Annotated in this window: 26 protein-coding genes; 23 read left to right on the plus strand and 3 right to left on the minus strand. The window is 66.7% G+C overall.

Features of this window, described 5'->3' with window-relative positions:
• Nucleotides 1–50 precede the first annotated feature (50 nt).
• The 22 genes from WS62_RS16745 (at nucleotide 51) to nagZ (ending at nucleotide 20140) form a co-directional block, all read left to right on the plus strand.
• Complete coding sequence (locus tag WS62_RS16745; RefSeq protein ID WP_066572808.1) at nucleotides 51–683, plus strand: DUF177 domain-containing protein; 633 nt, start codon at nucleotides 51–53, stop codon at nucleotides 681–683.
• Between the two features lie 101 nt (nucleotides 684–784).
• Nucleotides 785–964 carry a 50S ribosomal protein L32 gene (gene rpmF / locus WS62_RS16750; protein WP_066485423.1) on the plus strand — a complete coding sequence of 60 codons (180 nt, stop codon included), beginning with the start codon at nucleotides 785–787 and terminating at the stop codon, nucleotides 962–964.
• 139 nt (nucleotides 965–1103) lie between these two features.
• On the plus strand, nucleotides 1104–2210 hold the full coding sequence (plsX, locus tag WS62_RS16755; RefSeq protein ID WP_066572810.1) for a phosphate acyltransferase PlsX: 1107 nt from the start codon (nucleotides 1104–1106) through the stop codon (nucleotides 2208–2210).
• Nucleotides 2210–3199, plus strand: coding sequence for a beta-ketoacyl-ACP synthase III (locus WS62_RS16760; protein WP_066485429.1), 990 nt, complete (start codon nucleotides 2210–2212; stop codon nucleotides 3197–3199). The genes plsX and WS62_RS16760 overlap by 1 nt, the downstream gene beginning before the upstream one ends.
• 73 nt (nucleotides 3200–3272) lie before the next feature.
• Nucleotides 3273–4205, plus strand: coding sequence for an ACP S-malonyltransferase (gene fabD / locus WS62_RS16765; RefSeq protein ID WP_066572813.1), 933 nt, complete (start codon nucleotides 3273–3275; stop codon nucleotides 4203–4205).
• Nucleotides 4206–4258: 53 nt separating this feature from the next.
• A complete protein-coding gene (gene fabG, locus WS62_RS16770) occupies nucleotides 4259–5008 on the plus strand; it encodes a 3-oxoacyl-ACP reductase FabG (RefSeq protein WP_066572815.1) in 750 nt (249 codons plus the stop codon).
• Nucleotides 5009–5152: 144 nt separating this feature from the next.
• Nucleotides 5153–5392, plus strand: coding sequence for an acyl carrier protein (gene acpP, locus WS62_RS16775; RefSeq protein WP_004197638.1), 240 nt, complete (start codon nucleotides 5153–5155; stop codon nucleotides 5390–5392).
• 156 nt (nucleotides 5393–5548) lie between these two features.
• Nucleotides 5549–6787 carry a beta-ketoacyl-ACP synthase II gene (fabF, locus tag WS62_RS16780; protein WP_066572816.1) on the plus strand — a complete coding sequence of 413 codons (1239 nt, stop codon included), beginning with the start codon at nucleotides 5549–5551 and terminating at the stop codon, nucleotides 6785–6787.
• An 11-nt stretch (nucleotides 6788–6798) separates the two neighbouring features.
• Complete coding sequence (locus WS62_RS16785; protein ID WP_066572818.1) at nucleotides 6799–7272, plus strand: hypothetical protein; 474 nt, start codon at nucleotides 6799–6801, stop codon at nucleotides 7270–7272.
• A gap of 90 nt (nucleotides 7273–7362) precedes the next feature.
• On the plus strand, nucleotides 7363–7962 hold the full coding sequence (rpoE, locus tag WS62_RS16790) for an RNA polymerase sigma factor RpoE (RefSeq protein ID WP_066485440.1): 600 nt from the start codon (nucleotides 7363–7365) through the stop codon (nucleotides 7960–7962).
• A gap of 83 nt (nucleotides 7963–8045) precedes the next feature.
• Nucleotides 8046–8660, plus strand: coding sequence for a sigma-E factor negative regulatory protein (locus WS62_RS16795; RefSeq protein WP_066573013.1), 615 nt, complete (start codon nucleotides 8046–8048; stop codon nucleotides 8658–8660).
• Nucleotides 8661–8665: 5 nt separating this feature from the next.
• Nucleotides 8666–9721: a MucB/RseB C-terminal domain-containing protein gene (locus WS62_RS16800; protein WP_010116359.1), complete on the plus strand. Its 1056-nt coding sequence runs from the start codon at nucleotides 8666–8668 to the stop codon at nucleotides 9719–9721.
• Nucleotides 9722–9737: 16 nt separating this feature from the next.
• Nucleotides 9738–11246 (plus strand): DegQ family serine endoprotease, encoded by a 1509-nt coding sequence (locus tag WS62_RS16805; protein ID WP_066572820.1) that lies wholly within the window; start codon nucleotides 9738–9740, stop codon nucleotides 11244–11246.
• On the plus strand, nucleotides 11243–11497 hold the full coding sequence (locus WS62_RS16810) for a glutaredoxin family protein (protein WP_082721034.1): 255 nt from the start codon (nucleotides 11243–11245) through the stop codon (nucleotides 11495–11497). The genes WS62_RS16805 and WS62_RS16810 overlap by 4 nt, the downstream gene beginning before the upstream one ends.
• A 236-nt stretch (nucleotides 11498–11733) precedes the next feature.
• Nucleotides 11734–13527: a translation elongation factor 4 gene (lepA, locus tag WS62_RS16815; protein ID WP_066572828.1), complete on the plus strand. Its 1794-nt coding sequence runs from the start codon at nucleotides 11734–11736 to the stop codon at nucleotides 13525–13527.
• Nucleotides 13528–13542: 15 nt separating this feature from the next.
• The gene (gene lepB, locus WS62_RS16820) at nucleotides 13543–14436 is read left to right on the plus strand and encodes a signal peptidase I (protein ID WP_066572829.1); all 894 of its coding nucleotides are present in this window, start codon (nucleotides 13543–13545) and stop codon (nucleotides 14434–14436) included.
• Nucleotides 14437–14588: 152 nt separating this feature from the next.
• Complete coding sequence (gene rnc / locus WS62_RS16825) at nucleotides 14589–16052, plus strand: ribonuclease III (RefSeq protein ID WP_066572830.1); 1464 nt, start codon at nucleotides 14589–14591, stop codon at nucleotides 16050–16052.
• Nucleotides 16053–16121: 69 nt separating this feature from the next.
• Nucleotides 16122–17021 carry a GTPase Era gene (era, locus tag WS62_RS16830; RefSeq protein WP_059468917.1) on the plus strand — a complete coding sequence of 300 codons (900 nt, stop codon included), beginning with the start codon at nucleotides 16122–16124 and terminating at the stop codon, nucleotides 17019–17021.
• Nucleotides 17008–17877 (plus strand): DNA repair protein RecO, encoded by an 870-nt coding sequence (recO, locus tag WS62_RS16835; RefSeq protein WP_066572831.1) that lies wholly within the window; start codon nucleotides 17008–17010, stop codon nucleotides 17875–17877. Before era ends, recO begins: the two co-directional genes overlap by 14 nt.
• Nucleotides 17874–18647: a pyridoxine 5'-phosphate synthase gene (gene pdxJ, locus WS62_RS16840; RefSeq protein WP_066572832.1), complete on the plus strand. Its 774-nt coding sequence runs from the start codon at nucleotides 17874–17876 to the stop codon at nucleotides 18645–18647. The genes recO and pdxJ overlap by 4 nt, the downstream gene beginning before the upstream one ends.
• 5 nt (nucleotides 18648–18652) lie before the next feature.
• Entirely contained in the window at nucleotides 18653–19084 is a 432-nt protein-coding gene (gene acpS / locus WS62_RS16845) for a holo-ACP synthase (RefSeq protein WP_010105321.1), read from the plus strand.
• A gap of 27 nt (nucleotides 19085–19111) precedes the next feature.
• Nucleotides 19112–20140 (plus strand): beta-N-acetylhexosaminidase, encoded by a 1029-nt coding sequence (gene nagZ, locus WS62_RS16850; RefSeq protein WP_066572835.1) that lies wholly within the window; start codon nucleotides 19112–19114, stop codon nucleotides 20138–20140.
• A gap of 46 nt (nucleotides 20141–20186) precedes the next feature.
• Here the strand turns inward: nagZ and WS62_RS16855 are convergent, their stop codons facing one another.
• From WS62_RS16855 to earP, 3 genes are all read right to left on the minus strand, one after another.
• Nucleotides 20187–21584 carry a sigma-54-dependent transcriptional regulator gene (locus WS62_RS16855; RefSeq protein ID WP_066572836.1) on the minus strand — a complete coding sequence of 466 codons (1398 nt, stop codon included), beginning with the start codon at nucleotides 21582–21584 and terminating at the stop codon, nucleotides 20187–20189.
• A gap of 270 nt (nucleotides 21585–21854) precedes the next feature.
• Nucleotides 21855–22412, minus strand: coding sequence for an elongation factor P (efp, locus tag WS62_RS16860; protein WP_066485477.1), 558 nt, complete (start codon nucleotides 22410–22412; stop codon nucleotides 21855–21857).
• Between the two features lie 189 nt (nucleotides 22413–22601).
• Nucleotides 22602–23831: an elongation factor P maturation arginine rhamnosyltransferase EarP gene (earP, locus tag WS62_RS16865; protein ID WP_066572838.1), complete on the minus strand. Its 1230-nt coding sequence runs from the start codon at nucleotides 23829–23831 to the stop codon at nucleotides 22602–22604.
• Nucleotides 23832–23991: 160 nt separating this feature from the next.
• Here earP and uvrC point away from each other — a divergent pair, with 160 nt between their 5' ends.
• Complete coding sequence (gene uvrC / locus WS62_RS16870; RefSeq protein ID WP_066572841.1) at nucleotides 23992–26217, plus strand: excinuclease ABC subunit UvrC; 2226 nt, start codon at nucleotides 23992–23994, stop codon at nucleotides 26215–26217.
• Nucleotides 26218–26263 lie beyond the last annotated feature (46 nt).

The raw sequence follows: 26263 nt of genomic DNA on the forward strand, positions 1-26263 counted from the left end.
CCGAACGAGTTGTACCAAGGGTTGATACGGCAGATACGGCAGGAGCGCACATGAACCCGTCCTCAGGCAAGCCTGCGGTTTCGCTCGATCCACACGCGATCGATCTGTTCGAATTTGCACGCAGCGCTCGGCAGGCGGCGGGTGCCGTCCGGCTCTCGCAGTTGCCGCGCATGTTAAACGAAGTGCCGGCGGACGCGCCAGACCGCGATACGGTATTGACCTGGCAGGCGGAGGGCTCGACGCAGTCCGAACTGCAGGACGACGGCACCGAGGGGGCGCAGCCTTATCTGCGTCTTGCGCTGCACGGCGCCGCGTGGCTCGAGTGCCAGCGCTGCATGACGCCGTACCAGCAGTCGTTCGATATCGACGTCGTGTACCGGATCGTCGCCACCGAAGAAGAGGCGGACGAATTCCCGCTCGACGAAGATGAAGTCGATGTGATCGTCGGTTCGCGCCAGTTCGATCTCATGGGCTTGATCGAAGAGGAGTTGCTGCTTTCGCTGCCGCTCGTGCCGAGGCACGACGTCTGTCCGGCGGTGCACGAAAGCCTCGTATCGGGCGCGAGCGGTCCCGCGGCCGATACGGACGATACGTCCGACGAAGCGGCGGGCGAAAGCGACAGGCCGAATCCGTTCGCGGCGCTCGAAGCGCTGAAAAAGGGCGGGGACGGCAACAAACACTAGGCAGTTGGGTTGGGGCGCGGGAAGGCGTGAGGCCGCAGGGCCGGGGTAGCAAGCGCCGGATCGGGCTGTGTTAGAATTCGGAAAATTTTTAGGAGTTAGTCATGGCAGTTCAACAAAACAAGAAGTCGCCGTCGAAGCGCGGCATGCACCGTTCGCACGATTTCCTGACGACCTCGCCGCTCGCCGTCGAGCCGAGCACGGGTGAAGTGCATCTGCGTCACCACGTCAGCCCGAACGGCTACTATCGCGGCAAGAAAGTCGTCAAGACGAAGAACGACTAAGCGTATCCGTCTCCGTGACGCGCGTCTGATGGCCATTCGGGCGCCGCGCGCGACAACCGGTTCGCTTGACACTTTCCTGGCTCAACAAAAAGGCGGCATTCAACTGCCGCTTTTTTGTGCCTGAAATTCGTCGCATTCCATGACTGTAAAGCTCACAATCGATTGCATGGGAGGCGACCACGGCCCGTCCGTGACCGTTCCCGCGGCAGTCAAGTTCGTTCGCTCGCATCCCGACGCGCAATTGATGCTCGTCGGCATCGAAAGCGCGATCCGTGCGCAACTCAAGAAGTGCAAGGCGCTCGACGAGCCTGCGCTGTCCGTCGCGCCGGCCACCGAAGTGGTCGCGATGGACGACCCCGTCGAAGTGGCGCTGCGCAAGAAGAAGGACTCTTCAATGCGCGTCGCCCTCAATCACGTGAAGGAAGGCGAGGCGCAGGCGTGCATCTCCGCCGGCAACACCGGCGCGCTGATGGCGGTGTCGCGCTACGTGCTGAAGACGCTGCCTGGCATCGAGCGGCCCGCGATCGCGTTCGCGCTGCCGAATCCGACGGGCTACACGATGATGCTCGACCTCGGCGCGAACGTCGACTGCGAGCCGCAGCATCTGCTGCAGTTCGCCGAAATGGGGCACGCGCTCGTCGCGGCGCTCGAGGGCAAGGAGCGGCCGACGATCGGTCTCCTCAACATCGGTGAGGAGATCATCAAGGGGAACGAAACAATCAAGCGCGCAGGCGAGCTATTGCGTGCGAGCACGTTGAATTTCCGCGGCAACGTCGAAGGCAACGACATCTACAAGGGCACCGTCGACGTGATCGTCTGCGATGGCTTCGTTGGCAACGTTGCATTGAAGACGTCCGAGGGCCTCGCGCAGATGCTCGCGGACATCATCAAGGAAGAGTTCAGCCGCTCGCTGCTGTCGAAGCTGATGGCGCTCCTTGCGCTGCCCGTGCTGCTGCGCTTCAAGAAGCGCGTCGATCATCGTCAATACAACGGCGCGGCGCTGCTCGGGCTGCGCAGCCTCGTCATCAAGAGCCATGGCTCCGCGGACGCGTACGCGTTTGAGTGGGCGATCAAACGCGGGTATGATGCCGTCAAAAATGGCGTGCTGGAGCGCCTTTCGCGAGCGATGGCGGAGAACGCCGCGCCGCTCGGCGAAAGCGGGCGCGACGCGGACGGGGCGGGGCAGGCGAGCCCGTCCGCAGGCCAGCCAGCCGAGCCCTCCGCCGCGCTTTCCTCGAAGACATAATGGCCCAATCGACCCTCTATTCCCGCGTGCTCGGCACGGGTAGCTACCTGCCGCCCGACCGCGTCACGAATCAAGACCTTGCCGGCCGGCTCGCGAAGGACGGCATCGAGACGAGCGACGAGTGGATCGTCGCGCGCACGGGCATCCACGCGCGGCACTTCGCCGCGCCGGACGTCACGACGAGCGATCTCGCGCTCGTCGCCGCGCAGCGCGCGATCGAGGCGGCCGATGTCGATCCGCAGTCGATCGACCTCATCATCGTCGCGACGTCGACCCCCGATTTCGTGTTCCCGAGCACGGCCTGCCTGCTGCAGAACAAGCTCGGCATCAAGAACAACGGCGCCGCGTTCGACGTGCAGGCGGTGTGCGCCGGCTTCGCGTACGCGCTGACCATCGCCGACACGCTCATTCGCGCCGGCCAGCACCGCACGGCGCTCGTCGTCGGCGCGGAGACGTTCTCGCGCATCCTCGATTTCAAGGACCGCACGACCTGCGTGCTGTTCGGCGACGGCGCGGGCGCCGTCGTGCTGTCGGCGTCCGAAGCGCCGGGCATCCTCGGCAGCGCACTGCACGCGGACGGCAGCTACTCGAACATCCTCTGCACGCCGGGCAACGTGAACCGCGGCATCATCGCGGGCAGCGCGTTCCTGCACATGGACGGCCAGGCCGTCTTCAAGCTCGCCGTGAACGTGCTCGAGAAGGTCGCGGTCGAAGCACTGTCGAAGGCCGATCTCGCGCCGGAACAGGTCGATTGGCTGATTCCGCACCAGGCCAATATCCGTATCATGACAAGCACGTGCCGCAAGCTCGGCCTGCCGCAGGAACGCATGATCGTTACCGTCGACGAGCACGGCAACACGTCCGCCGCGTCGATTCCGCTCGCACTCGACGTCGCGGTGCGCGACGGCCGCATCAAGCGCGGCCAGCACGTGCTGATCGAAGGCGTCGGCGGCGGCTTCACGTGGGGCGCCTCGGTCTTCCGCTTCTGATCGGATCTTCTCCGCATCCCATCGGCGCGCACGGTCCGTGCGCGCCGCTTGAATCGATTCAATTGGGGACGATATGAAATTTGCATTCGTTTTTCCGGGCCAGGGCTCGCAATCGGTCGGCATGCTCAATGCGTTCGCCGACGTCGCCGTCGTGCGCGAGACGCTCGACGAAGCGTCCGACGCGCTGGGTCAGGACATCGGCAAGCTGATCGCCGACGGCCCGGCTGACGAACTCAATCTGACGACGAATACGCAACCCGTGATGCTGACGGCCGCGTACGCGTGCTATCGCGCGTGGCAGCAGGCGGGCGGCGCGCGGCCGTCGATCGTCGCCGGCCACAGCCTCGGCGAATACACGGCGCTCGTTGCCGCGGGTGCGATCGCGTTCCGCGATGCGCTGCCGCTCGTGCGCTTCCGCGCGCAGGCGATGCAGACGGCCGTGCCCGTGGGCGAAGGCGGCATGGCGGCGATTCTCGGCTTGGACGACGATACGGTGCGCGCGGTGTGCGCAGAGGCGTCGGCGGCCGGCGTCGTCGAAGCGGTGAATTTCAATGCGCCCGCGCAGGTCGTGATCGCGGGGACGAAGGCGGGCATCGAGAAAGCCTGCGAGATTGCGAAGGTGAAGGGCGCGAAGCGCGCGCTGCCGCTGCAGGTGTCGGCGCCGTTCCATTCGTCGCTGCTGATGCCCGCGTCCGACAAGCTGCGCGAATACCTCGCGAACGTCGATGTGAAAGCGCCGCAGATTCCCGTCGTCAACAACATCGACGTCGCGGCGGCGTCCGATCCCGCGTCGATCAAGGATGCGCTCGTGCGCCAGGCGGCGGGTCCCGTGCGCTGGGTCGAATGCGTGCAGCACATCGCCGGGCAGGGCGTGACGCACGTGATCGAGTGCGGTCCGGGCAAGGTGCTGGCCGGCCTCACGAAGCGCATCGATGCCAATCTGGTCGGTGCGTCGGTGTTCGATCCGGCGTCGCTCGACGAAGCGCTCAAGCTCGTCGCCGCTTGAATTCAAGTCAAGCGCGCAAGCTTGCCGATTCACCTGAAACACGGAACCACTGCATGGACAAGACTCTCGACAAACAAGTCGCGATCGTCACCGGCGCGTCGCGCGGGATCGGTCGCGCGATCGCGCTCGAACTCGCACGCCGCGGCGCGACGGTGATCGGCACCGCGACGACTGAAGCCGGCGCCGAGGGCATCTCAGCCGGATTCAAGGAAGCCGGGCTCGAAGGCCGCGGCGCCGTGCTGAACGTCAACGACGCGTCGGCGGTGGACACGCTCGTCGAATCGACGCTCAAGGAGTTCGGCGCGCTGAACGTGCTCGTCAACAACGCCGGCATCACGCAGGACCAGCTCGCAATGCGGATGAAGGACGACGAGTGGGACGCCGTGATCGACACGAACCTGAAGGCGGTGTTTCGTCTGTCGCGTGCGGTGCTGCGCCCGATGATGAAGGCGCGCGGCGGACGCATCGTCAACATTACGTCGGTGGTCGGCTCCGCGGGCAATCCGGGGCAGATCAACTACGCGGCGGCGAAGGCGGGCGTGGCGGGGATGACGCGTGCGCTCGCGCGCGAGATCGGCAGCCGTGGCGTCACCGTGAACTGCGTCGCGCCGGGCTTCATCGACACCGACATGACGAAGGTGCTGCCGGAAGAGCAGCAGGCCGCGCTGAAGACGCAGATTCCGCTCGGCCGCCTCGGCAGCCCGGAGGACATCGCGCACGCGGTCGCGTTCCTCGCGTCGCCGCAGGCCGGCTACATCACCGGCACGACGCTGCACGTGAATGGCGGCATGTACATGTCGTAACGGAATTCGTTTACCATCCGCGCCGTGCATGCGTAACAGCGCATCGGGCGCTTGTTTGGCCGCAAAGCCGGTGCGCATTTTGGGCAGCATCAAACCTGTTAAAATGCGCGCACTTGTAAATCTGAACTTTCCCTCGGAGGGGTAATGGACAACATCGAACAACGCGTCAAGAAGATCGTCGCCGAACAACTGGGCGTCGCCGAAGCTGAAATCAAGAACGAAGCGTCGTTCGTGAACGACCTCGGCGCAGACTCGCTCGACACGGTCGAACTGGTGATGGCGCTCGAAGACGAGTTCGGCATGGAAATCCCGGATGAAGAAGCCGAGAAGATCACGACCGTTCAGCAAGCAATCGACTACGCTCGCGCGAACGTCAAGGCGTAACACGCGCGTCGTCTGCAAGTTTTTGCACACGCTGCGCTGGATGCGCGATCGCGTCGGCGTCCTTGCCGGCCGAGCTAACAGCCACAGGGCTCGCAGGGGTGGTTCCTGTAGCCGCTGTGGCTTTTGTTTTTGTCATTCAATGGAAAAGAGGTTACCGTGAGCCGCCGTCGTGTTGTTGTTACAGGCCTTGGGCTGATTTCGCCTGTTGGCAATAATGTTGCCGACGGCTGGGCCAATCTCGTGGCCGGCAAGTCCGGCATCGTCAATATCACGAAGTTCGACGCGACGAACTTCTCGACCCGCTTCGCAGGCGAGGTGAAGGGCTTCAACGTCGAGGACTACATCCCGGCGAAGGAAGCGCGCCACATGGATACGTTCATCCATTACGGGATCGCGGCCGGCATGCAGGCAATGCAGGACAGCGGCTTCGAGGTCACCGACGAGAACGCGGAGCGCGTCGGCGTCGTCGTCGGCTCGGGCATCGGCGGGCTGCCGATGATCGAAGTCACGCAGACCGAACTGCTCAACCGCGGCCCGCGCCGGATCTCGCCGTTCTTCGTGCCGGCGTCGATCATCAACATGATCTCGGGTCACCTGTCGATCAAGTTCGGCATCAAGGGGCCGAATCTCGCGATCGTCACCGCGTGCACGACCGGTCTGCACTGCATCGGCGAGGCGGCGCGCCTCATCGAGTACGGCGACGCCGACGTAATGATCGCAGGCGGCGCGGAATCGACCGTGTCGCCGCTCGGCGTCGGCGGCTTCGCCGCGGCGCGGGCGCTGTCCCAGCGCAATGATGATCCGGCGACGGCGAGCCGTCCGTGGGACAAGGATCGCGACGGCTTCGTGCTCGGCGAAGGCGCGGGCGTGATGGTGCTCGAGGAGTACGAGCACGCGAAGGCGCGCGGCGCGAAGATCTACGCCGAGGTCGCGGGCTATGGCATGAGCGGCGACGCCTATCACATGACGGCTCCGCTCGAGGACGGCGACGGCGCACGCCGCTGCATGCTGGCCGCGCTGCGCAACGCCGGCATCAACGCTGACCAGGTGAATTACCTGAACGCGCACGGCACGTCGACGCCGCTCGGCGATCTGGCAGAGACCGTCGCGATCAAGCGCGCGTTCGGCGATCACGCGAAGGACATCGTCGTCAACTCGACGAAGTCGATGACGGGCCACCTGCTCGGTGGTGCGGGCGGGCTGGAGTCGGTGTTCACGGCCCTTGCCGTCCATAACCAGGTGTCGCCGCCGACGATCAACATCTTCAACCAGGACCCCGAGTGCGATCTCGACTATTGCGCGAACGAAGCGCGCGAAATGAAGATCGACGTCGCGTTGAAGAACTCCTTCGGCTTCGGCGGGACTAACGGCACGCTGGTCTTCAAGCGCGTCTGACGCGGGGTCGCTTGACGGAGCCGTTCCACGCCGCATCGGCAGGCGCGCAGCAAGTCGTGCTGCGCGCCTCGGCGTGGCTGCGCGTCGCGTGCGCGCTGTTCGTGCCGGCCGTCGGCGCGGCAGTCTACGCCGGTGCCGAGCCGCTCGTCGGCAGCGGCGGGGCGGCGACGCTTGCCGTGCTGGTCGCCGCGCTCGTCGCACTGCGCGTGCGGGCCGCTTGCGGACGGCGCCAGCCGGCTGCGCTGCGGATCGACGCCGGCGCGGGCGTGCTCGCCGCGTTCGATCGCGACGGGCGGCTGCTCGCGCACGGCCAGATCGCCGGCTGCACGCAATGGAGCGATCTGCTCGTCGTACTGACGGTGCAAGGCCGTAGCCGGTGCGCGACGCCGCTCGTGATCCCGGCGGACGCGATCGACGCGCCCGTGTTCCGCGCGCTCTGCGTGCTGGGCCGGCGCGCCGCGCGCGGGACGCTCGCGGCGGCATGACCGTTTCCGATCGCAAACGCTCATGAGCGGCTCGAGCGGGAACGTTACAATAACGCTCCGCGTTGCTTCCCTCGTTTACGGATTTGTCAGGTGAGTGAAAAAGAAATCGATCAGGCACTGGTCGAACGCGTTCAGAATGGCGACAAGGCAGCGTTCGAACTCCTGGTCTCCAAATACCACCGCAAGATCATCAGGCTGATCTCGCGTCTCGTGCGGGATCCCGCGGAGGTCGAGGACGTGGCCCAGGACGCGTTCATCAAGGCGTATCGCGCGTTGCCGCAGTTCCGCGGCGAGTCGGCGTTCTACACGTGGTTGTACCGGATTGCCGTCAATACGGCGAAGAACTACCTTGCGACCCAGGGTCGCCGGGCGCCCACGTCCACCGACGCGGATGCCGAAGAGGCTGAAACTTTCTCCGACGCCGACCAACTAAGGGATATCAACACGCCGGAATCGATGTTGATGAGCAAGCAGATCGCCCAAACGGTCAACGCCGCGATGGCGTTGCTGCCGGAAGAACTGCGAACGGCCATCACGCTGCGCGAGATCGAAGGTTTGAGCTACGAAGAGATCGCGGAGATGATGGGATGCCCGATCGGTACCGTCCGCTCGCGGATCTTTCGTGCCCGCGAGGCGATCGCGGCAAAATTGCGGCCGCTGCTCGATACGCCGGAGGGTAAGCGCTGGTAAGCGCTCGCGGCGGGTCGGAGCGGCTTGGGGTCTAGTTACGGAGTCGTGTGTCACGACGGGGTATGTGCAAGATGGGGAGCATCATGGGGTCGATCTCTACGCAGTCGCAGGCGTGCTCGCAACGCGAGCGCGTGTCCGCTCTGGTCGACGGCGAAGCGCCTGAAGGCCTTTCGCTGAAACAGATTCTCGCGGGACTGAGCGACGCCGAGCGCGCGACATGGACGCATTATCACGTGATCGGCGACGCGCTGCGGTCCGACGAACTCGCGCTCGAGCCCGCCGAGAGCGGCGCGTTCATGGCCCGCCTCTCGGCGAGCCTTGCGTCCGAGCCGCATCTGCTCGCGCCGGCCGCCGCGCCTGTCGCGCGCCGGCTGCTGGCGCTGCGCCGCCGAGTCGTGCCCGCGTTCGCGGTCGCGGCCGCCGCGGCGACGCTGACTTGGATCGTCGTGCCGCAGATGCAGGGTGTCGGCGCGCCGGGCGGCGTCCAGGTCGCGTCGGTGAGCCCCGCGCAGCAAGGCGAACTGCAACGCGTGGCGGCTGCCCAGCCGAGCGCGCAGCCCGCGCTGCAGGACGCAAACATCATTCGCGACGCGAGCCTCGATCAATATCTCGAAGCGCATCAACAGTTCGCGCAGCAGCCCGTCGTGACGGGTTCGATGCCGGTCATTCGCACAGCCGTCACCACGCAAGGCCAATAAACTCGATGCGGACGTTGCAGTTGAATCAAGCCATCCTCGGTTGGAGACGGCTGCCGGCGCTTTTGCTGTGCGCGGCGGCGCTGTTGTCCGTCCAATCCGCCGCCTTCGCGCAGCAGCCCGACGATCCCGTGGCCACCCGACGCTCCGCCGCCGAGTGGCTCGATCGCATTCAGCAGGCCGCGCAGCAGCAGAACTACGAAGGGACGTTCGTCTATCAGCGCGGCGCGTACGTGCAGTCGTCGCGAATCGTCCATTTCGCGTCGAAGGGCGACGGCGAATACGAGCGGGTCGAAAGCCTCGATGGCAAGCCGCGCAAGCTGCTGCGTCACAACGACGATCTCTACACATTCGTGCCCGAGCGGCGGCTTTGCGTCGTCGAGCGCCGCCAGAACAAGGATTCGTTCCCCGCGTTGCTCGGCGCGAGCGGTGAGCAGGTCCTGTCGGTCTACGAGCCGAAGTCGCTCGGCCGAGACCGCGTCGCGGGCCTCGACGCGCAGGTCGTCGAACTCGTGCCGAAGGACGCGTACCGCTTCGCATACAAGCTGTGGACCGACGCGAAGACGGGGCTTCTGCTGCGTTCGCAGACGCTCGACGCCGACGATCACGTGCTCGAGCAGATCGCATTTTCGCAATTGCAGCTCGGCGCCGCGGCGCCGAGCCAGAAGACCGCGATCGCGGCCGGCATGCGCAATCTCGGCGGCTGGACCGTCGTTCGGCCGCCCGTCGCGCCGATCGACATCGAGGCGCAGGGCTGGCAGATCGCGCCGACCGTCGCGGGCTTCCGCAAGATCCGCGAGGTGCGCCGCCCGATGGCCGCGCGCGACGCGAGCGATCCGCCGATTCCCGTCGATCAGGCCGTCTTCACCGACGGTCTCGCGACGATTTCGGTCTTCATCGAGCCCGCCGAAAAGAACAGCCGCAAGGAAGGGGCGGGCAGTACGGGCGCGACGCACGTGCTCGTCAAGCGCCGCGGCGATTTCTGGATCACGGTTCTCGGCGAAGCGCCGCCCGCGACGTTGCAGCAGTTCGCGTCTGCCATAGAATACAAGGCTTCCAAGTAACCCTTTGGCTTCCGACATGATGAAACTCTCGCTGCGCACCTGGCTCGTCGCCGCAGCCGTGGCGGCCTCTGCGCCGCTTGCCGCGCAATCGGCGACGGCGGCTCCGAATGCTACGACCGCTCCCGCCGCAACGAGCGCCGCGCCCGCGCCGCGCGCGGGGTTGCCCGATTTCGCGGACCTCGTCGAGAAAGTCGGCCCGGCGGTCGTCAACATCCGGACCACGGCGAACGTGCCGGCCGATACGCGCGGCGCGCTGCCGCCCGGCCTGGACAACGGCGACATGTCGGAATTCTTCCGCCGGTTCTTCGGCATTCCGCTGCCGCAGCCGCCCGGCGGGCAGAAGAACGCGCCGAGCACGCCCGATGCGCCCGACACCGAGCAGAACCGAGGCGTCGGCTCCGGCTTCATCCTGTCGCCCGACGGCTACGTGATGACGAATGCGCACGTCGTCGACGATGCGGACACGATCTACGTGACGCTCACCGACAAGCGCGAGTTCAAGGCGAAGCTGATCGGCGTCGACGAGCGCACGGATGTCGCGATCGTGAAGATCAGTGCGTCGAACCTGCCGACCGTCGCGATCGGCGATTCGAACAAGGTGCGCGTCGGCGAATGGGTCGTCGCGATCGGTTCGCCGTTCGGCCTCGACAACACGGTGACGGCCGGCATCGTCAGCGCGAAGGGCCGCAACACCGGCGACTACCTGCCGTTCATCCAGACCGACGTTGCCGTCAACCCGGGCAATTCGGGCGGCCCGCTCATCAACATGCAGGGCGAGGTGATCGGCATCAACTCGCAGATCTACAGCCGCACGGGCGGCTTCATGGGCATCTCGTTCGCGATTCCGATCGACGAGGCGATGCGCGTCGCCGATCAGTTGAAGGCGTCGGGCAAGGTGACGCGCGGCCGGATCGCGGTCGCGATCGGCGAGGTGACGAAGGAGGTTGCCGACTCGATCGGCCTGCCGAAGGCGGAAGGCGCGCTCGTGAGCAGCGTCGAGCCGGGCGGTCCCGCGGATCGCGCGGGCCTGCAGCCGGGCGACATCATCCTGAAGTTCAACGGCCGTCCGGTCGAAGCGGCGTCGGATCTGCCGCGCATGGTCGGCGACACGAAGCCGGGCGCGAAGGCGACGGTGACGGTATGGCGAAAGGGACAGTCGCGTGATCTGCCGATCACGATCGCCGAATTCCCGGCCGACAAGGCCGCGAAGGCCGACAGCCGCCAGACGCCGCAGCAGAAGCCGCGCAGCAACGCGCTCGGCCTGACGGTCAGCGACCTGTCGCCCGACCAGTTGAAGACGCTCAAGCTGCGCAACGGCGTGCAGATCGACGCGGTCGACGGCCCGGCCGCGCGCGCGGGCCTGCAGCGCGGCGACATCGTGCTGCGCGTCGGCGACGTCGACATCACGAGCGCGAAGCAGTTCGTCGACGTGACGTCGAAGCTCGATCCGCAGCGCGCGGTCGCGGTGCTCGTGCGGCGCGGCGACAACACGCAGTTCATCCCGATCCGGCCGCGCCAGAAGTGAGCTCCGCCGCGCGCTTCACGCTGTACGGCCGCGGCTGGTGCCATTTGTGCGACGAGATGCGCGACGCGCTCGCGCCCGTCGCGGCCGAATTCTCGGCGGGCGTCGACTACGTCGACATCGACATGGATCCGGCACTCGTCGCGCGCTATGACGAGGACGTGCCGGTGCTGCTGCTCGACGGCATCGAGGTGTGCCGGCATCGCTTCGACGATGCGCGGGTCAGGAAGGCGCTCGCGCGGCGCGGGGCGTGACGCGCCGTCGGCGCGGGCGCCGAACGAAGATTGGCGCGCCGCTTCGCATCGGTGCAAGCCGTGACGTCCCGCGGCCGTTGAGCGGCCGGGCCGCGCCGGGCGGGCCGCGGCACGCCCGGGCGTCCAAAATGCCGCCCCCGACGGGGCTTTTCGGCTAAAATAGGCCGTTTTTTCACCGACTTACAAGGCGTGCTCCGCAGTCGTCGAGCGCGCCTTTTTCGCTTGATCGGCACTGAATGGATCATATTCGCAATTTCTCGATCATCGCGCACATCGACCACGGCAAGTCGACGCTCGCGGATCGCATCATCCAGCTTTGCGGCGGCTTGTCCGACCGCGAGATGGAAGCGCAGGTGCTCGACTCGATGGATCTCGAGCGCGAGCGCGGCATCACGATCAAGGCGCAGACCGCCGCGCTCACGTATCGCGCGCGCAACGGCAAGGTCTACAACCTGAACCTCATCGATACGCCGGGGCACGTCGACTTCTCGTACGAGGTGAGCCGCTCGCTGTCCGCGTGCGAGGGCGCGCTCCTCGTCGTCGACGCGAGCCAGGGGGTCGAGGCGCAGACGGTCGCGAACTGCTACACGGCGATCGAGCTCGGTGTCGAAGTGGTGCCCGTGCTCAACAAGATCGACCTGCCGGCCGCGAACCCGGAGAGCGCGATCGAGGAGATCGAGGACGTGATCGGCATCGACGCGACCGACGCGGTGCGCTGCAGCGCGAAGACGGGCCTGGGCGTCGAGGACGTGCTCGAGTCGCTGATCGTGAAGGTGCCGCCGCCGAAGGGCGACGCCGACGCGCCGCTGCAGGCGCTCGTCATCGATTCGTGGTTCGACAACTACGTCGGCGTCGTGATGCTCGTGCGGATCGTCAACGGCACGCTGCGTCCGAAGGACAAGATCAAGATGATGGCGACGGGCGCGCAGTATCCCGTCGAGCACGTCGGCGTGTTCACGCCGAAATCGCGCGATCTCGACTCGCTGTCGGCGGGGCAGGTGGGCTTCATCATCGCCGGCATCAAGGAGCTGACCGCCGCGAAGGTGGGCGACACCGTCACGCTTGCGAACAAGCCGGCTCCGGAACCGCTGCCAGGCTTCAAGGAGGTGAAGCCGCAGGTGTTCGCGGGCCTGTATCCCGTCGAGGCGAACCAGTACGACGCGCTGCGCGAGTCGCTCGAGAAGCTGAAGCTCAACGATGCGTCGCTTCAGTACGAGCCGGAAGTGTCGCAGGCGCTCGGTTTCGGCTTTCGCTGCGGCTTCCTCGGCCTCCTGCACATGGAAATCGTGCAGGAGCGGCTCGAGCGCGAGTTCGACATGGATCTCATCACGACCGCGCCGACGGTCGTCTACGAGGTCGTGCAAAGCGACGGCTCGACGATCATGGTCGAAAACCCGGCGAAGATGCCGGAGCCCGCGAGGATCATGGAAATCCGCGAGCCGATCGTCACCGTGAATCTCTACATGCCGCAGGACTACGTCGGCTCGGTGATCACGTTGTGCACGCAAAAGCGCGGCTCGCAGATCAACATGCAGTATCACGGCCGCCAGGTGCAGCTCACGTACGAGATCCCGATGGCCGAGATCGTGCTCGATTTCTTCGATCGCCTGAAATCGGTGTCGCGCGGCTATGCGTCGATGGACTACGAGTTCAAGGAATACCGCGCGTCCGACGTCGTCAAGGTCGACATGCTGATCAACGGCGACAAGGTCGACGCGCTGTCGGTGATCGTACACCGCTCGCAGTCGCAGTATCGCGGCCGGGAGGTCGCGGCGAAGATGCGCGAGATCATCCCGCGCCAGATGTACGACGTCGCGATCCAGGCAGCGATCGGCGCGCACATCATCGCGCGCGAGAACATCAAGGCGCTGCGCAAGAACGTGCTGGCGAAGTGCTACGGCGGCGATATTACGCGCAAGAAGAAACTGCTCGAAAAGCAGAAAGAAGGTAAGAAACGAATGAAGCAGGTGGGTTCGGTCGAGATCCCGCAGGAGGCGTTCCTGGCGATCTTGCGAGTCGAAGACAAATAACAGGACTGATCCTTTATGAATTTTGCGCTGATTCTTTTTGTGCTCGTCGTTCTGACGGGCATTGCGTGGGTGTTGGACAAGTTGGTTTTCCTGCCGCAGCGGAAGAAGGCGGCGGACGCGGCGGTCGCCGAGTTCGAGCGCCAGCAGGAGCGGATCGGCGAGCGCTTCGCCGACGAGAACGCACCGCAGACGCGCGCGCGTCTGCGTGAAGAGAAGCTGCGCCAGCCGTGGTGGCTCGAGTACACGGCGAGCTTCTTCCCGGTGATCCTCGTCGTGTTCGTCGTACGCTCGTTCATCGTCGAGCCGTTCAAGATTCCGTCGGGCTCGATGGTGCCGACGCTCCTCGTCGGCGATTTCATCCTCGTCAACAAGTTCGACTACGGCCTGCGCCTGCCGATCACGAATCAGAAGATCACCGAAGGCCGTCCGCTCCAGCGCGGCGATGTCGTCGTGTTTCGCTATCCGAAGGACGAATCGGTCGATTACATCAAGCGCGCGGTCGGCCTGCCGGGCGACACGGTCGCGTATCAGGACAAGAAGCTGACGATCAACGGCCAGCCGGTGCCCGAGGCGGCGCTGCCCGACTACTTCGACGAAGAGCGGATGAACTATGCGAAGCAGTTCGAGGAAACGCTCGGCGCGCGCAAGAACGCGATCCTGAACAATCCGGCGGTGCCGCCGTTCGTGATGGGTGCGGACGATTATCCGTATCGCGACAACTGCCAGTACGACAGCCGCGGCGTCGTCTGCAAGGTGCCGCCCGGCCACTATTTCATGATGGGCGACAACCGCGACAACAGCGCCGACAGCCGCTATTGGGGCTTCGTGCCGGACAAGAACATCGTCGGTCGCGCGTTTTTCATCTGGATGAACTTCAGTGAACTGAAACGCATCGGCTCGTTCAACTAGGCCGTGCTTCGAACGTTGCAACACGCCGCGCGCGGGCTGCGCGACGTGTTGCCGAATGACTTCAAGAACCGGCGGCAACACCGCCTCATCACGCCTTTTCGCGCCCGGCTGCGTTTCCCGACCGAAGCGGCGCCCGCGTTATACTCCTGTCCATGCCCCTATCCCAGTTGGAAAGCCGGCTGCGCTACGAATTTCGCAATGCGGAATTGTTGCGCCAGGCTTTGACCCATCGCAGTCATAGCGCCACGCATAACGAACGGCTCGAGTTTCTCGGCGATTCCGTTCTGAATTGCGCGGTGGCTGCTCTTTTGTTCCAGCGTTTCAGCAAGCTGGATGAGGGTGACCTGTCGCGCGTGCGGGCGAACCTCGTCAAGCAGCAGTCGCTCTACGAAATTGCTCAGGCCCTCAATATCTCCGACGGCTTGCGGCTCGGCGAGGGCGAGCTGCGCAGCGGCGGGTTCCGAAGACCGTCGATCCTCGCGGACGCATTCGAAGCCATCATCGGGGCGGTGTTCCTCGATGGCGGCTTCGAAGCCGCCCAAGGGGTCATCAAGCGGCTCTACATCCCGATTCTCGACCACATCGATCCGCGCACGCTCGGCAAGGACGCGAAGACGCTGCTGCAGGAGTATCTGCAGGGCCACAAGATCGCGCTGCCGACCTATACCGTCGTCGCGACGCATGGTGCGGCGCACAATCAGCAATTCGAAGTCGAATGCACGGTGCCGAAGCTGGACGTGAAGGTGTCCGGCTCCGGCGCGAGCCGCCGCGCGGCCGAGCAGGCCGCCGCGAAGAAGGCGCTCGACGAGGTGCTGGCAGCCGCGCCGATGCTCGCCGCAAAGCCGAAGCGCTCGAAGAGCGCGCGCGGCGCGAAGCATGTGGAGCCGGAGATCGTGCCGGGCGTGAAGGGCGTGCAGGAGGCGCTCGATTTGCGTTCCCCGGATCGCAGGGAGCGCGGCGCGAACCGCGTGGCGGGCGACGAACCCAAGCGCGCGGACCCGAATGCCGTCGACGCGAAGCCCGCCGATGCAAGGCCGGCCGATATGAAGGCGGCCGAGTCGAAGCCCGCGGATCAGAAGGCCGCCGAGGCGCCCTCCACCGAAGCGAGAGTGCCGGCCGAGTCGAAATCTACCGAGATGAAAACCGTCGAAGCGAAATCCGGCGCGCATGCGAGCGCCGCTTCGTCCGACGGGCTCGCGCAGGCCGACGATGCGGCCGCTCGTGCGCCCGTCGCGGTCATCCGCGCCGCGCACGTCGAGCACTCGGCCGACAAGGCCGAGCCGCGCGCGGCAAAGCCGGTCGACAGGCCCGCTTCGGCAGCGGACAAAGCGGACAAGCCGTCGTCGGACAAGACGCCGGAAAAAGGCCCGGACAAGGCGCAGGCACTGGATAAGGCTCAGGTCCAGGAACCCGAGAAGGCGCAGGACAAGTCGTCCGATCCTGTTTCCGCGAAGGCATCCGACAAGGCGCCGGATAAGCCCGACGCCGCCGCGCGCGTCGCTGCGGGAACGGCCGACCGGCCGCCGCGTGCCCGCGACGCATCACTGGCGCCGCCGTCCGCAGCCGAGCCCGATCTGGCCGCCGCGCCCGTGCGCGTCGCCGATGCAGGTCATTGACATCGTTCCAATCGACATCGCGGCCGCGCACGGATGTGCGGCCGCTTCCGAACCCAGCAGCAACCTGATATGAACGCACCCGCTCCCACCGGTTTCCGTTGCGGCATGATCGCGATCGTCGGTCGTCCGAACGTTGGCAAGTCGACGCTGATGAACGCGCTCGTCGGCCAGAAGATCAGCATCACATCGCGCAAGGCGCAGACGACCCGCCACCGGATCACCGGTATCCGCACGCTCGACGACGCGCAGTACATCTTCGTCGACACGCCCGGCTTCCAGACGCGCCACAGCACGGCGCTCAACCGGTCGCTGAACCGCGCGGTGACGTCGACGCTGACGTCGGTCGACGCGATCCTGTTCGTGATCGAGGCGGGCCGCTTCGGTCCCGACGACCAAAAGGTGCTCGACCTGATTCCGCCCGGCACGCCGACGCTCCTCGTCGCGAACAAGCTCGACCGCGTGTCGGACAAGGACACGCTGTATCCGTTCTTCCAGAAGATGGGCGCGCTGCGCGAGTTCGCGGAGATCGTGCCGCTGTCCGCGAAGCATCCGGAAGACATCCTTCGGCTGACGGACACAATCAAGCCATATCTGCCGGAAGGCGAACCGATCTACGGCGAGGACGACCTGACCGACCGCAGTTCGCGTTTCCTCGCGGCCGAGATCCTGCGCGAGAAGGTGTTCCGCTGGACGGGCGACGAGCTGCCGTACACGAGCACCGTCGTCATCGACAAGTTCGAGGAGGAGGGGCGCCTCACGCGCGTGTTCGCGACGATCCTCGTCGAGCGCGATTCGCACAAGGCGATGGTGATCGGCAAGAAGGGTGCGAAGCTCAAGCAGATCAGCACCGAGGCGCGGCAGGACATGGAGAAGCTGTTCGACGGTCCCGTCTATCTCGAGACCTTCGTCAAGGTGAGGAGCGGCTGGGCCGACAACGAAGCGGGGCTGCGCGCCTATGGGTACGAATGACGGAACGTCCGATGTCGGGATGACCGACGAGGCCGACGCCGATCCGCAACCGCCAGCCGCGCAGCCCGTGCCGGGCGCGCAGGCCGCGCCCGGTGCCGGCAAGCCGCTGCGCAAGCCGCGCCGCGCCGCCGCGCGCACGTCCGAGTTCCGGATCGCCGAGCAGCCGGCGTTCGTGCTGCACAGCCATCCGTATCGCGAGACGAGCCTCGTCATCGACGTGCTGACGCGCGATCACGGCCGCATCGCGCTCGTCGCGAAGGGCGCGAAGCGCCCGCATTCGGCGCTGCGCGGCGTGCTGCAGACGTTCCAGCCGCTGTCGCTGTCGTGGTCCGGCAAGTCCGAGCTGCGCACGCTGACGGGCGCCGAATGGGTGGGCGGCATGCTGCCGCTCGCGGGCGACGCGCTGTTGTGCGGCTTCTACGTGAATGAGCTGCTCGTCAAGTTCTGCGCGCGCGAGGATCCGCATCCTCCGCTCTTCAAGCACTACCTCGTCACGCTCACGCGCCTCGCGCACGGCGAGCCGCCCGTGCAGGTGTTGCGTTCGTTCGAGCGCGTGCTGCTGCGCGAGACGGGCTATGCGATGTCGCTCAAGCGCACGGTCGCGCGGCGCTCGGTCGAGCCCGACAAGCTCTACGTGTTCGATCCGGAGCGTGGCGTGCGCGACGCGGGCGACGACATACCGTCGCACTGGCCGGTGATCGCGGGCCAGACGTTGCTCGACATGGAAGAGGACGATTACCATCGGGCGCAGACCGTCGCGCAAAGCAAGACGCTGATGCGCTTCCTGCTCAACACCTATCTGGGCGGCACGCCGCTCGCCACGCGTCAGATCCTGATCGACCTGCAAAACCTATGAGCTTCTTCCTGACCTCGCCGACCGCCATCGAACTGGGCGTCAACATCGACCACGTCGCGACGCTGCGCAACGCGCGCGGCACCGCGTATCCGGATCCCGTGCGCGCGGCGCTCGCCGCCGAGGACGCGGGCGCCGACGCGATCACGCTGCATCTGCGCGAAGACCGCCGGCACATCGTCGACGCGGACGTGCGCACGCTGCGTCCGCTCCTGAAGACGCGGATGAACCTCGAATGCGCGGTGACGCCGGAGATGCTCGACATCGCGTGCGAGATCCGTTCGCACGACGCGTGCCTCGTACCGGAGAAGCGCTCGGAGCTGACGACGGAGGGCGGCCTCGATGTCGTCGGCCATTTCGATGCGGTGCGTGCCGCATGCAAGCAGCTCGCGGACGTCGGCGCGCGCGTGTCGCTCTTCATCGATCCGGACGATGCGCAGATCCGCGCCGCGCACGAGACGGGCGCGCCCGTGATCGAGCTGCACACGGGGCGCTACGCGGACGCGCACGACGAGGCCGAGCAGCACCGCGAGTTCGAGCGGATCGCGGCGGGCGTCGACGCGGGCATTGCACTCGGGTTGAAGGTGAACGCGGGCCACGGGCTCCACTACACGAACGTGCAGGCGATCGCCGCGCTGCCCGGCATCGCCGAGCTGAACATCGGCCACGCGATCGTCGCGCACGCGGTGTTCGTCGGCTGGGACAACGCGGTGCGCGAGATGAAGGCGATCATGGTCGCGGCGCGCGTCGCCGCGCTGCACGGCGGCCGCTGACGCGCATGGCGATCTACGGCATCGGCACCGACCTCGTTCAGGTGAGTCGCGTCGCCGCCGTGCTCGAGCGCACGGACGGCCGCTTTGCCGAGAAGGTGCTCGGGCCCGACGAACTGCGCGTCTTTCACGCGCGGCGCGCGCGCTCCGAGGCGCGCGGCATCGCGTTTCTCGCGACGCGCTTTTCCGCGAAGGAAGCATTTTCGAAGGCGATCGGCCTCGGCATGCACTGGCCGATGACGTGGCGCGCGCTGCAAACGCTCAACAGGCCGAGCGGCGAGCCGTACGTCGTCGCGTCGGGCGAGCTCGCCGCATGGCTCGACGCGCGCCGCATCACCGCGCGCGTGACGGTCAGCGACGAGCGCGACTACGCGGTGACGTTCGTCGTCGCCGAGGCGCCCGACGATGTCGTCGCCGCGCGCTCGGGCGCCGCTTCCTGATCCATTCTCCGCAAGGACGCTGATTCGATGAAACTGACCCCCGGTCCGGTAATGCTCGACGTCGCCGGCACGACGCTCACGCGCGACGATGCGCGCCGTCTCGCGCACCCGCAGACGGGCGGCGTGATCCTGTTCGCGCGCCACTTCGAGAGCCGCGCGCAGCTCGTTGGGCTGACCGACGCGATCCGCTCGATTCGCGATGACATCCTGATCGCGGTCGACCACGAAGGCGGGCGCGTGCAGCGCTTTCGCACCGACGGCTTCACGGTGCTGCCGGCGATGCGCCGGCTCGGCGAGCTATGGGACAAGGACGTGCTGCACGCGACGAAGGCGGCGACCGCGGTCGGCTACGTGCTCGCGTCCGAGCTGCGTGCGTGCGGCGTCGACATGAGCTTCACGCCCGTGCTCGATCTCGATTACGGCCGCTCGAAGGTGATCGGCGATCGCGCGTTCCATCGCGATCCGCGCGTCGTCGCGCTGCTCGCGAAGAGCCTCAACCACGGGCTCGCGCTCGGCGGAATGGCGAACTGCGGCAAGCATTTTCCCGGCCACGGTCATGCGGAAGCCGACTCGCACGTTGCACTGCCGATCGATGACCGTCCGCTCGACGAGATCCTCGCGAACGACGCCGCGCCGTACGACTGGCTCGGGCTGTCGCTCGCGGCCGTCATTCCGGCGCACGTGATCTACACGCAGGTCGATTCGAAGCCGGCGGGCTTTTCGCGCGTGTGGCTGCAGGACGTGCTGCGCGGCCGGCTGCGCTTTCCGGGCGCGGTGTTCAGCGACGATCTGTCGATGGAGGCGGCGCGCGAAGGCGGCACGCTCGCGCAGGCGGCGCAGGCCGCGCTCGAAGCGGGCTGCGACATGGTGCTGATCTGCAATCAGCCGGACGCCGCGGAACGTGTGCTGGACGAACTGCGCGCCACGATGTCGCGCGAATCGCTGCAGCGGATCAAGCCAATGCGGCCGCGCGGCAAGGCGCTCAAGTGGAGCAGGCTGATGCGCGAGCCGCGCTATCTGTGCGCGCAGGAACTCCTGCGCAGCACGTTCGCGTAACGCGGACGGGCGAGGAGGGTGGTGCGCAGCCGCCCTCGCGTCGACGTCAACTGATCTTCATGCGCTGCAGCTTGTTGTAGAGCGTCTTCGGGCTGATGCCGAGGAGCGTCGCCGCCCGGTGGCGCGTGCCGCCGACCGCATCGAGCGTCGCGCGGATCAGCAGGTCCTCGACGTCGGCGAGCGGCGTGCCCACGCGCACCTGCACGCTGCTGCCGTTCAGCGCCGTGCCGGGCTGCGGGTATGCGTCGCCCGCGCGCAGCGTCTCGACGAAATCGCCCGACTGGTCGTACGCGAGCCGTACGCGCTCATGCAATTCGCGCACGTTGCCCGGCCAGTCGTACGCGAGGCATTCGCGGATGAAGCCGGGCGCGATGCGCTTGTCGGTGATGTTCAGGCCCGCGGCGCGTGCGTCGCGGTTCAGGTCGTCGACGAATGCCTCGGCAATCCTGATCACGTCGTCGTCGCGCTCGCGCAGCGGCGGCAGGCCGATCGAGGCGGCGTCGAGGCGCAACCACAGATCCTCGCGCAGCGTGCCGTTCGCGACCGCTTCGCGCGCCGGGCGGCGCGTCGTCGCGATCAGCCGGAAGTCGCTCGCGATCTCGGTCGTGCCGCCGACGCGCATGAAGTTCTGCGAATCGAGCGCGCGCAGCAGCGCCTCCTGCAGCGAAAGCGGCAGCGTGGTGATTTCCTCGAGGAACAGCGTGCCGCCGCTTGCCTGCTCGAACAGGCCGGGATCGCGGCGCTCGACGCCCGTGTACGCACCGCGCTCGCGACCGAGCAGCATGCTCTCGATCGCGCGGCCGTTGGTTTCGATGTTGCGCGGCGACTGAACGGCCGCGCGGCAGTCGAACGCGACGAACGGGCCCTTGCGGCGGCGGCTCAGGTCGTGCAGCGTGCGCGCGGCCGTCTCCTTGCCCGTGCCGGGCTCGCCCCACAACAGCACCGCGGTTTCGGTGCGTGCGTTGTGCTCGATCATGTCGTAGACGTGCTGGATTGCGTCGCTGCACCCGACGAGCGAGCCGAAGCGGCCGAGGCGGCGCAGCGACGCGCGCAGCGCCTGCACTTCCTCGATCAGCTCGTACGGGCGCGGGATCCGCGCGAGCAGGCTGCGCAGCCGCGGGATGTTGACGGGCTTCAGCAGATAATCCCAGACGCCATGCCGCAATCCTTCGATCGCGCTTTCGACGGTCGCGTTGCCGGTCAGGACGATCACCGGCAGCGAGCCGTTCGGCTGTTGCTGCGGCAGGTTCTGCAGCAAGTCGAAGCCGCTGCCGTCGGGCAGGTTCAAGTCGACGAGGACGACGTCGGGAATCGAGCGGGCGAGTGCGCCGCGCGCCTCGGCGAGCGATGTCGCCGTATCGACCGAGAACCCGTCCGCGGCGAGGAGCGCGGTCAGGCCGGATAAGCTATTGGGATCGTCTTCGACAATCAGGGCGTGTGGCATGGTGTGCGCGAGTTGAAAAGCCGGTCCATCGGCCGGACCGGCATACAGCCCCCATTTCGGGATGAGAAATGAATTTTATGCCCCATCGCGCACTTGGCGTACAGTATTTATTATCGACTATAAAACAGTTACGGATGATACAAATTGAATCCCGTCAGGGTTTCCTCGATGCATTGTTTATGATGTGGTGCCTTTATGCAATAAGCGACGTCGAATAAACAAAAAGCGCCCTTCGGGGCGCTTTGTCCGGCCTGCTCGCGCAAACGTTTTTTATGCGCGGCTGCGATACTCGTTCGTACGCGTGTCGATTTCGATCTTGTCGCCGGTGCTGCAGAAGAGCGGCACTTGCAGCTCGAAGCCCGTCGAGATCTTCGCGTTCTTCAGCACCTTGCCCGACGACGTATCGCCCTTGACGGCCGGCTCCGTGTACGTGATCTCGCGCACGAGGATCGTCGGCAGTTCGACCGAGATTGCCTTCTCGTTATAGAACACGACTTCGCACGTCATGCCGTCTTCGAGGTAATTGAGCGCGTCGCCCATCATTTCCGCTTCGACTTCGAACTGGTTGTAGTCGGCGTCCATGAACACGTACATCGGGTCGGCGAAGTACGAGTACGTCACTTCCTTGCGGTCGAGCACGACGACGTCGAACTTGTCGTCCGCCTTGTAGACCGATTCCTGGCCTGCGTTGGTCAGCAGGTTCTTCAGCTTCATCTTGACGACGGCGGCGTTGCGGCCCGACTTGTTGTATTCGGCCTTCGAGACGACCCATGCGTCGTTGCCGACCATCACGACGTTGCCTACGCGGAGTTCCTGTGCGGTTTTCATAACTAAAACTATCCTGAACGAGAGAAATTTCCTGAGCGATGCTCAACGGCTAACGGCGCAAGCGGGCTCGATCCGGCAGCCCGGGCGGCCGCGTGCGCGATCCGCCGTGGCCGGAACTGGCGGCCCCTTTATCCTGGAGCGTCGCGCCGAAAACGGACGCGCTTGCGCGGTCGTCCATTGGATAACCGTTTATTTTAACTGAGTTTTTGCAAAATTCGCCAGATTTCCGGCGAGGTCGCCGACGGCCGCGAGCTCGTCCGCCCAGCTCGCCGCGCGCGCGGCGAGCGCTGCGCGGTGCCGCCAGAAGTCGGCCCAATCGGGCGCGCCGGAACCGTTCCAGGCGTGCCAGAAGCGCTCGGTCGCCGCGCGCGTCGCGTGATCGACGCGCGCGGTGAAGTGCGCGAGCGCCGCGTCGAGCTTCGGCAGGTGCGCGTCGTCGGCCTGCGGGTAGATCTGCCAGACGAACGGCCGGCGCGCCCATTGCGCGCGGACGAACGAATCCTCGCCGCGCACGAAGTTCACGTCGCTCGCCCACAGCAGCAGATCGTAGTCAGGCTGGGCGACGAACGCGAGGCCGTGCGCGGCGACGCTGCCGCGCTCCGCGTGCGCGCCTGCGCCGAATGCGCCGAATGCGCCGACGCCGAAGAAGCGCGCGATGCTCGCCGAGATGCGGCCTTCCGGCACCAGCAGCACGACCGGCTCGCGGCCGTCGCGCCATTGCTCGAGCAGTGCGTCGAGCGCCGGATTCTCGTACGCGAAGAGCGACGCGACGGTCGCGTCCGGGCCCGGCATCGGCGCGCCCGCGACCTTTTGCCACCACGTGCGGCGTGCGTCGTCGTTCGCTTCGAATGCGAGCCGGCGCGCGTCGAGGTCGCGCTCCTTCAGCACGCCGCCCGTGCCGGGCCCGAGGCCGGGGAAGTAGAACGTCTTCGTCAGCGGATAGCGCGGATGCGGCGACGGCCGCAGATGGAAGTCGCAGACCCAATCCTCGGCGCTCAGGTATTCGAGATTGATCCACACGGGCGGCCGCGCGCGGCGCGCCATCGCGGCGACGTACGCGCCCGGCAGCTCGCACGCGAACGCCTCGATCACGACGTCGGCGATCTCGAGCGTGTCGCCCGCATGCGCGGGCGCGCGCCAGTGCTCGACGACGATGCCGTCGATGGTCTGGCGCGCGGCGTCGGGCCGTGCGGCCGGCTGCAGCCGCGCGAGCGTCGTGAGATCGTCGACGAAGATCCGCACCTGCCAGCCGTGCTCGGCCGCGAGCTGGCGCGCGAGACGCCAGCACACGCCGATGTCGCCGAAGTTGTCGACGACCGCGCAGAAGATATCGCACGCGATCGGGCCCGACGCGTCTTGCGGCGTGCGAACGGCGGCAGTGGCGGAAGCGGGCGGTGCGAGCGGGGCGGACGACGTCATCGGAGCGGTGAAAGCAGGGCGAGATGGGAGCAAACCGGAAAGCAAACGGGGCGCGGCAGGGCTGCCGCGGCGATCGCGCCGCGAACGCGCGCGGCGAATGCTCTAAACTGGCGATTCTAAATGACCTTGTTCGCGCGCGCCGCTCGCGCCCGGATTGAGCATGACATCCCCCGACGCACCCGAATCTCCTTTCGAACCCAAGCCGACCCTCGCCCAACTGCCGCACCTGCCGGGCGTCTACCGTTACTACGACACGCAAGGCGCGGTGCTGTATGTCGGCAAGGCGCGCGATCTGAAGAAGCGCGTGTCGAGCTACTTCACGAAAACGCAGCTATCGCCGCGGATCGCGATGATGGTCACGCGCATCGCGCGCATCGAGACCACGGTCACGCGCTCGGAAGCCGAGGCGCTGCTGCTCGAGAACAACCTGATCAAGGCGCTCGCGCCGCGGTACAACATCCTGTTTCGCGACGACAAGTCGTATCCGTACCTGAAGCTGACCGGCCACACGTTCCCGCGAATGGCGTACTACCGCGGCGCGGTCGACAAGAAGAACCAGTATTTCGGGCCGTTTCCGAGTGCCTGGGCGGTGCGCGAAAGCATCCAGATCCTGCAGCGTGTGTTCCAGCTTCGGACCTGCGAGGACTCGGTGTTCAACAACCGCACGCGTCCGTGCCTGCTGCACCAGATCGGCCGCTGCTCGGCGCCGTGCGTCGGCGCGATCGGCGAAGAGGACTACGCGCGCGACGTCGGCAACGCGTCGCGCTTCCTGCTCGGCCGGCAAGGCGAGGTGATGGGCGAGCTCGAGCGGAAGATGCACGCGTTCGCCGCCGAGCTGAAGTTCGAGCAGGCGGCGCTCGTGCGCAACCAGATGAGCTCGCTCGCGAAGGTGCTGCATCAGCAGGCGATCGACGTCGGCGGCGACAGCGACGTCGACATCCTCGCCGTTGTCGCGCTGGGCGGCCGCGTGTGCGTGAATCTAGCGATGGTGCGCGGCGGGCGGCATCTCGGCGACAAGGCGTATTTTCCGACGCACGTCGAGAGCGCGCTTGCGCTCGCCGGCGAAGCGGGCGCGGAAGCGGACACCGACGCGGGCCGTGAAGCGGGAGGCGAAGCGCACACCGGAGCGCACACCGAAGCGGACGCGCAGGCCCGGCTCGCCGGCGAAACGGCGGCGGCCGCCGGGCGCGCGAGCGGCGGCGCGGCAGCGCATGCGGGCGCGAGCGCGAGCGCGGACGAGAACGTCGACGAAAACACCGAAGGAAGTGCGGAAGCGGACCTCGACGCGGCGAGTGCCTTCGAAGCCACCGTACCGTCCGAAATCGACGACGGCGCCGCGTCGCAGGAAGCCGAGCCCGGCACCGCGTCGCTCGAAACCGAAGTGCTCGAAGCGTTCATCGCGCAGCACTATCTCGGCAACCGGGTGCCGCCGATTCTCGTCGTGAGCCACGCGCCCGCGAACCGCGAGCTGATCGATCTGCTCATCGAGCAAGTGGGGCACAAGGTGGCGGTCGTGCGGCAGCCGCAGGGTCAAAAGCGCGCGTGGCTCACGATGGCCGAGCAAAACGCGCGCCTCGCGCTCGCGCGGCTGTTGTCCGAGCAGGGCTCGCAGCAGGCGCGCACGCGCTCGCTTGCCGACGTGCTCGGCTACGAGAGCGACGATCTCGGGCTGCTGCGGATCGAATGCTTCGACATCAGCCACACGATGGGCGAGGCGACGCAGGCGTCGTGCGTCGTCTATCACCACCACAAGATGCAGTCGTCCGAGTACCGCCGCTACAACATCACGGGCATCACGCCCGGCGACGACTACGCGGCGATGCGCCAGGTGCTCACGCGCCGCTACGAGAAGATGGTCGAGGAGGCGGCCGCCGAAGCGTCGGCCGACGCGGCGGCCGGCATCGACGGCAACGCGGTGCATGCGGCCGCGTCGGCCGGGGGGCTGCCGAACATCGTGCTGATCGACGGCGGCCGCGGCCAGGTCGAGATCGCTCGGCAGGTGTTCTCCGAGCTCGGGCTCGACATCTCGATGCTCGTCGGCGTCGCGAAAGGCGAGGGGCGCAAGGTCGGGCTCGAGACGCTGATCTTCGCCGACGGCCGCGCGCCGCTCGAGCTCGGCAAGGAGAGCGCCGCGCTGATGCTCGTCGCGCAGATCCGCGACGAGGCGCACCGCTTCGCGATCACCGGCATGCGTGCGAAGCGCGCGAAGACGCGCCAGACGTCGCGGCTCGAAGAGCTCGAAGGCGTCGGCGCGAAACGCCGGCAGCGGCTGCTCGCGCGCTTCGGCGGCCTGCGCGGCGTCGTCGCGGCGAGCGTCGACGAGCTCGCGAGCGTCGACGGCATCTCGCGCGCGCTCGCCGAGCAGATCTACCGACAGCTTCACTGAGCGTCGGGCCATCCGTGCCGCCTCGGCCGGCAAGCCGGGCGGCGCG

The organism is Burkholderia sp. ABCPW 14, from assembly GCF_001523835.1.
Lineage (GTDB): Bacteria > Pseudomonadota > Gammaproteobacteria > Burkholderiales > Burkholderiaceae > Burkholderia > Burkholderia mayonis.

Excerpts from the sequence above, each read along its gene's own strand:
- WS62_RS16795 (WP_066573013.1), top strand. The coding sequence starts at position 8,046 with ATGGGGTCGATCTCTACGCAGTCGCAGGCGTGCTCGCAACGCGAGCGC.
- fabG (WP_066572815.1), top strand. The coding sequence starts at position 4,259 with ATGGACAAGACTCTCGACAAACAAGTCGCGATCGTCACCGGCGCGTCG.
- plsX (WP_066572810.1), top strand. The coding sequence starts at position 1,104 with ATGACTGTAAAGCTCACAATCGATTGCATGGGAGGCGACCACGGCCCG.
- recO (WP_066572831.1), top strand. The coding sequence starts at position 17,008 with ATGGGTACGAATGACGGAACGTCCGATGTCGGGATGACCGACGAGGCC.
- acpP (WP_004197638.1), top strand. The coding sequence starts at position 5,153 with ATGGACAACATCGAACAACGCGTCAAGAAGATCGTCGCCGAACAACTG.
- WS62_RS16855 (WP_066572836.1), bottom strand. The coding sequence starts at position 21,584 with ATGCCACACGCCCTGATTGTCGAAGACGATCCCAATAGCTTATCCGGC.
- WS62_RS16745 (WP_066572808.1), top strand. The coding sequence starts at position 51 with ATGAACCCGTCCTCAGGCAAGCCTGCGGTTTCGCTCGATCCACACGCG.
- lepB (WP_066572829.1), top strand. The coding sequence starts at position 13,543 with ATGAATTTTGCGCTGATTCTTTTTGTGCTCGTCGTTCTGACGGGCATT.
- uvrC (WP_066572841.1), top strand. The coding sequence starts at position 23,992 with ATGACATCCCCCGACGCACCCGAATCTCCTTTCGAACCCAAGCCGACC.
- WS62_RS16805 (WP_066572820.1), top strand. The coding sequence starts at position 9,738 with ATGATGAAACTCTCGCTGCGCACCTGGCTCGTCGCCGCAGCCGTGGCG.
- WS62_RS16800 (WP_010116359.1), top strand. The coding sequence starts at position 8,666 with ATGCGGACGTTGCAGTTGAATCAAGCCATCCTCGGTTGGAGACGGCTG.
- earP (WP_066572838.1), bottom strand. The coding sequence starts at position 23,831 with ATGACGTCGTCCGCCCCGCTCGCACCGCCCGCTTCCGCCACTGCCGCC.
- efp (WP_066485477.1), bottom strand. The coding sequence starts at position 22,412 with ATGAAAACCGCACAGGAACTCCGCGTAGGCAACGTCGTGATGGTCGGC.
- era (WP_059468917.1), top strand. The coding sequence starts at position 16,122 with ATGAACGCACCCGCTCCCACCGGTTTCCGTTGCGGCATGATCGCGATC.
- nagZ (WP_066572835.1), top strand. The coding sequence starts at position 19,112 with ATGAAACTGACCCCCGGTCCGGTAATGCTCGACGTCGCCGGCACGACG.
- lepA (WP_066572828.1), top strand. The coding sequence starts at position 11,734 with ATGGATCATATTCGCAATTTCTCGATCATCGCGCACATCGACCACGGC.
- pdxJ (WP_066572832.1), top strand. The coding sequence starts at position 17,874 with ATGAGCTTCTTCCTGACCTCGCCGACCGCCATCGAACTGGGCGTCAAC.
- acpS (WP_010105321.1), top strand. The coding sequence starts at position 18,653 with ATGGCGATCTACGGCATCGGCACCGACCTCGTTCAGGTGAGTCGCGTC.
- fabD (WP_066572813.1), top strand. The coding sequence starts at position 3,273 with ATGAAATTTGCATTCGTTTTTCCGGGCCAGGGCTCGCAATCGGTCGGC.
- rpmF (WP_066485423.1), top strand. The coding sequence starts at position 785 with ATGGCAGTTCAACAAAACAAGAAGTCGCCGTCGAAGCGCGGCATGCAC.
- WS62_RS16760 (WP_066485429.1), top strand. The coding sequence starts at position 2,210 with ATGGCCCAATCGACCCTCTATTCCCGCGTGCTCGGCACGGGTAGCTAC.
- rnc (WP_066572830.1), top strand. The coding sequence starts at position 14,589 with ATGCCCCTATCCCAGTTGGAAAGCCGGCTGCGCTACGAATTTCGCAAT.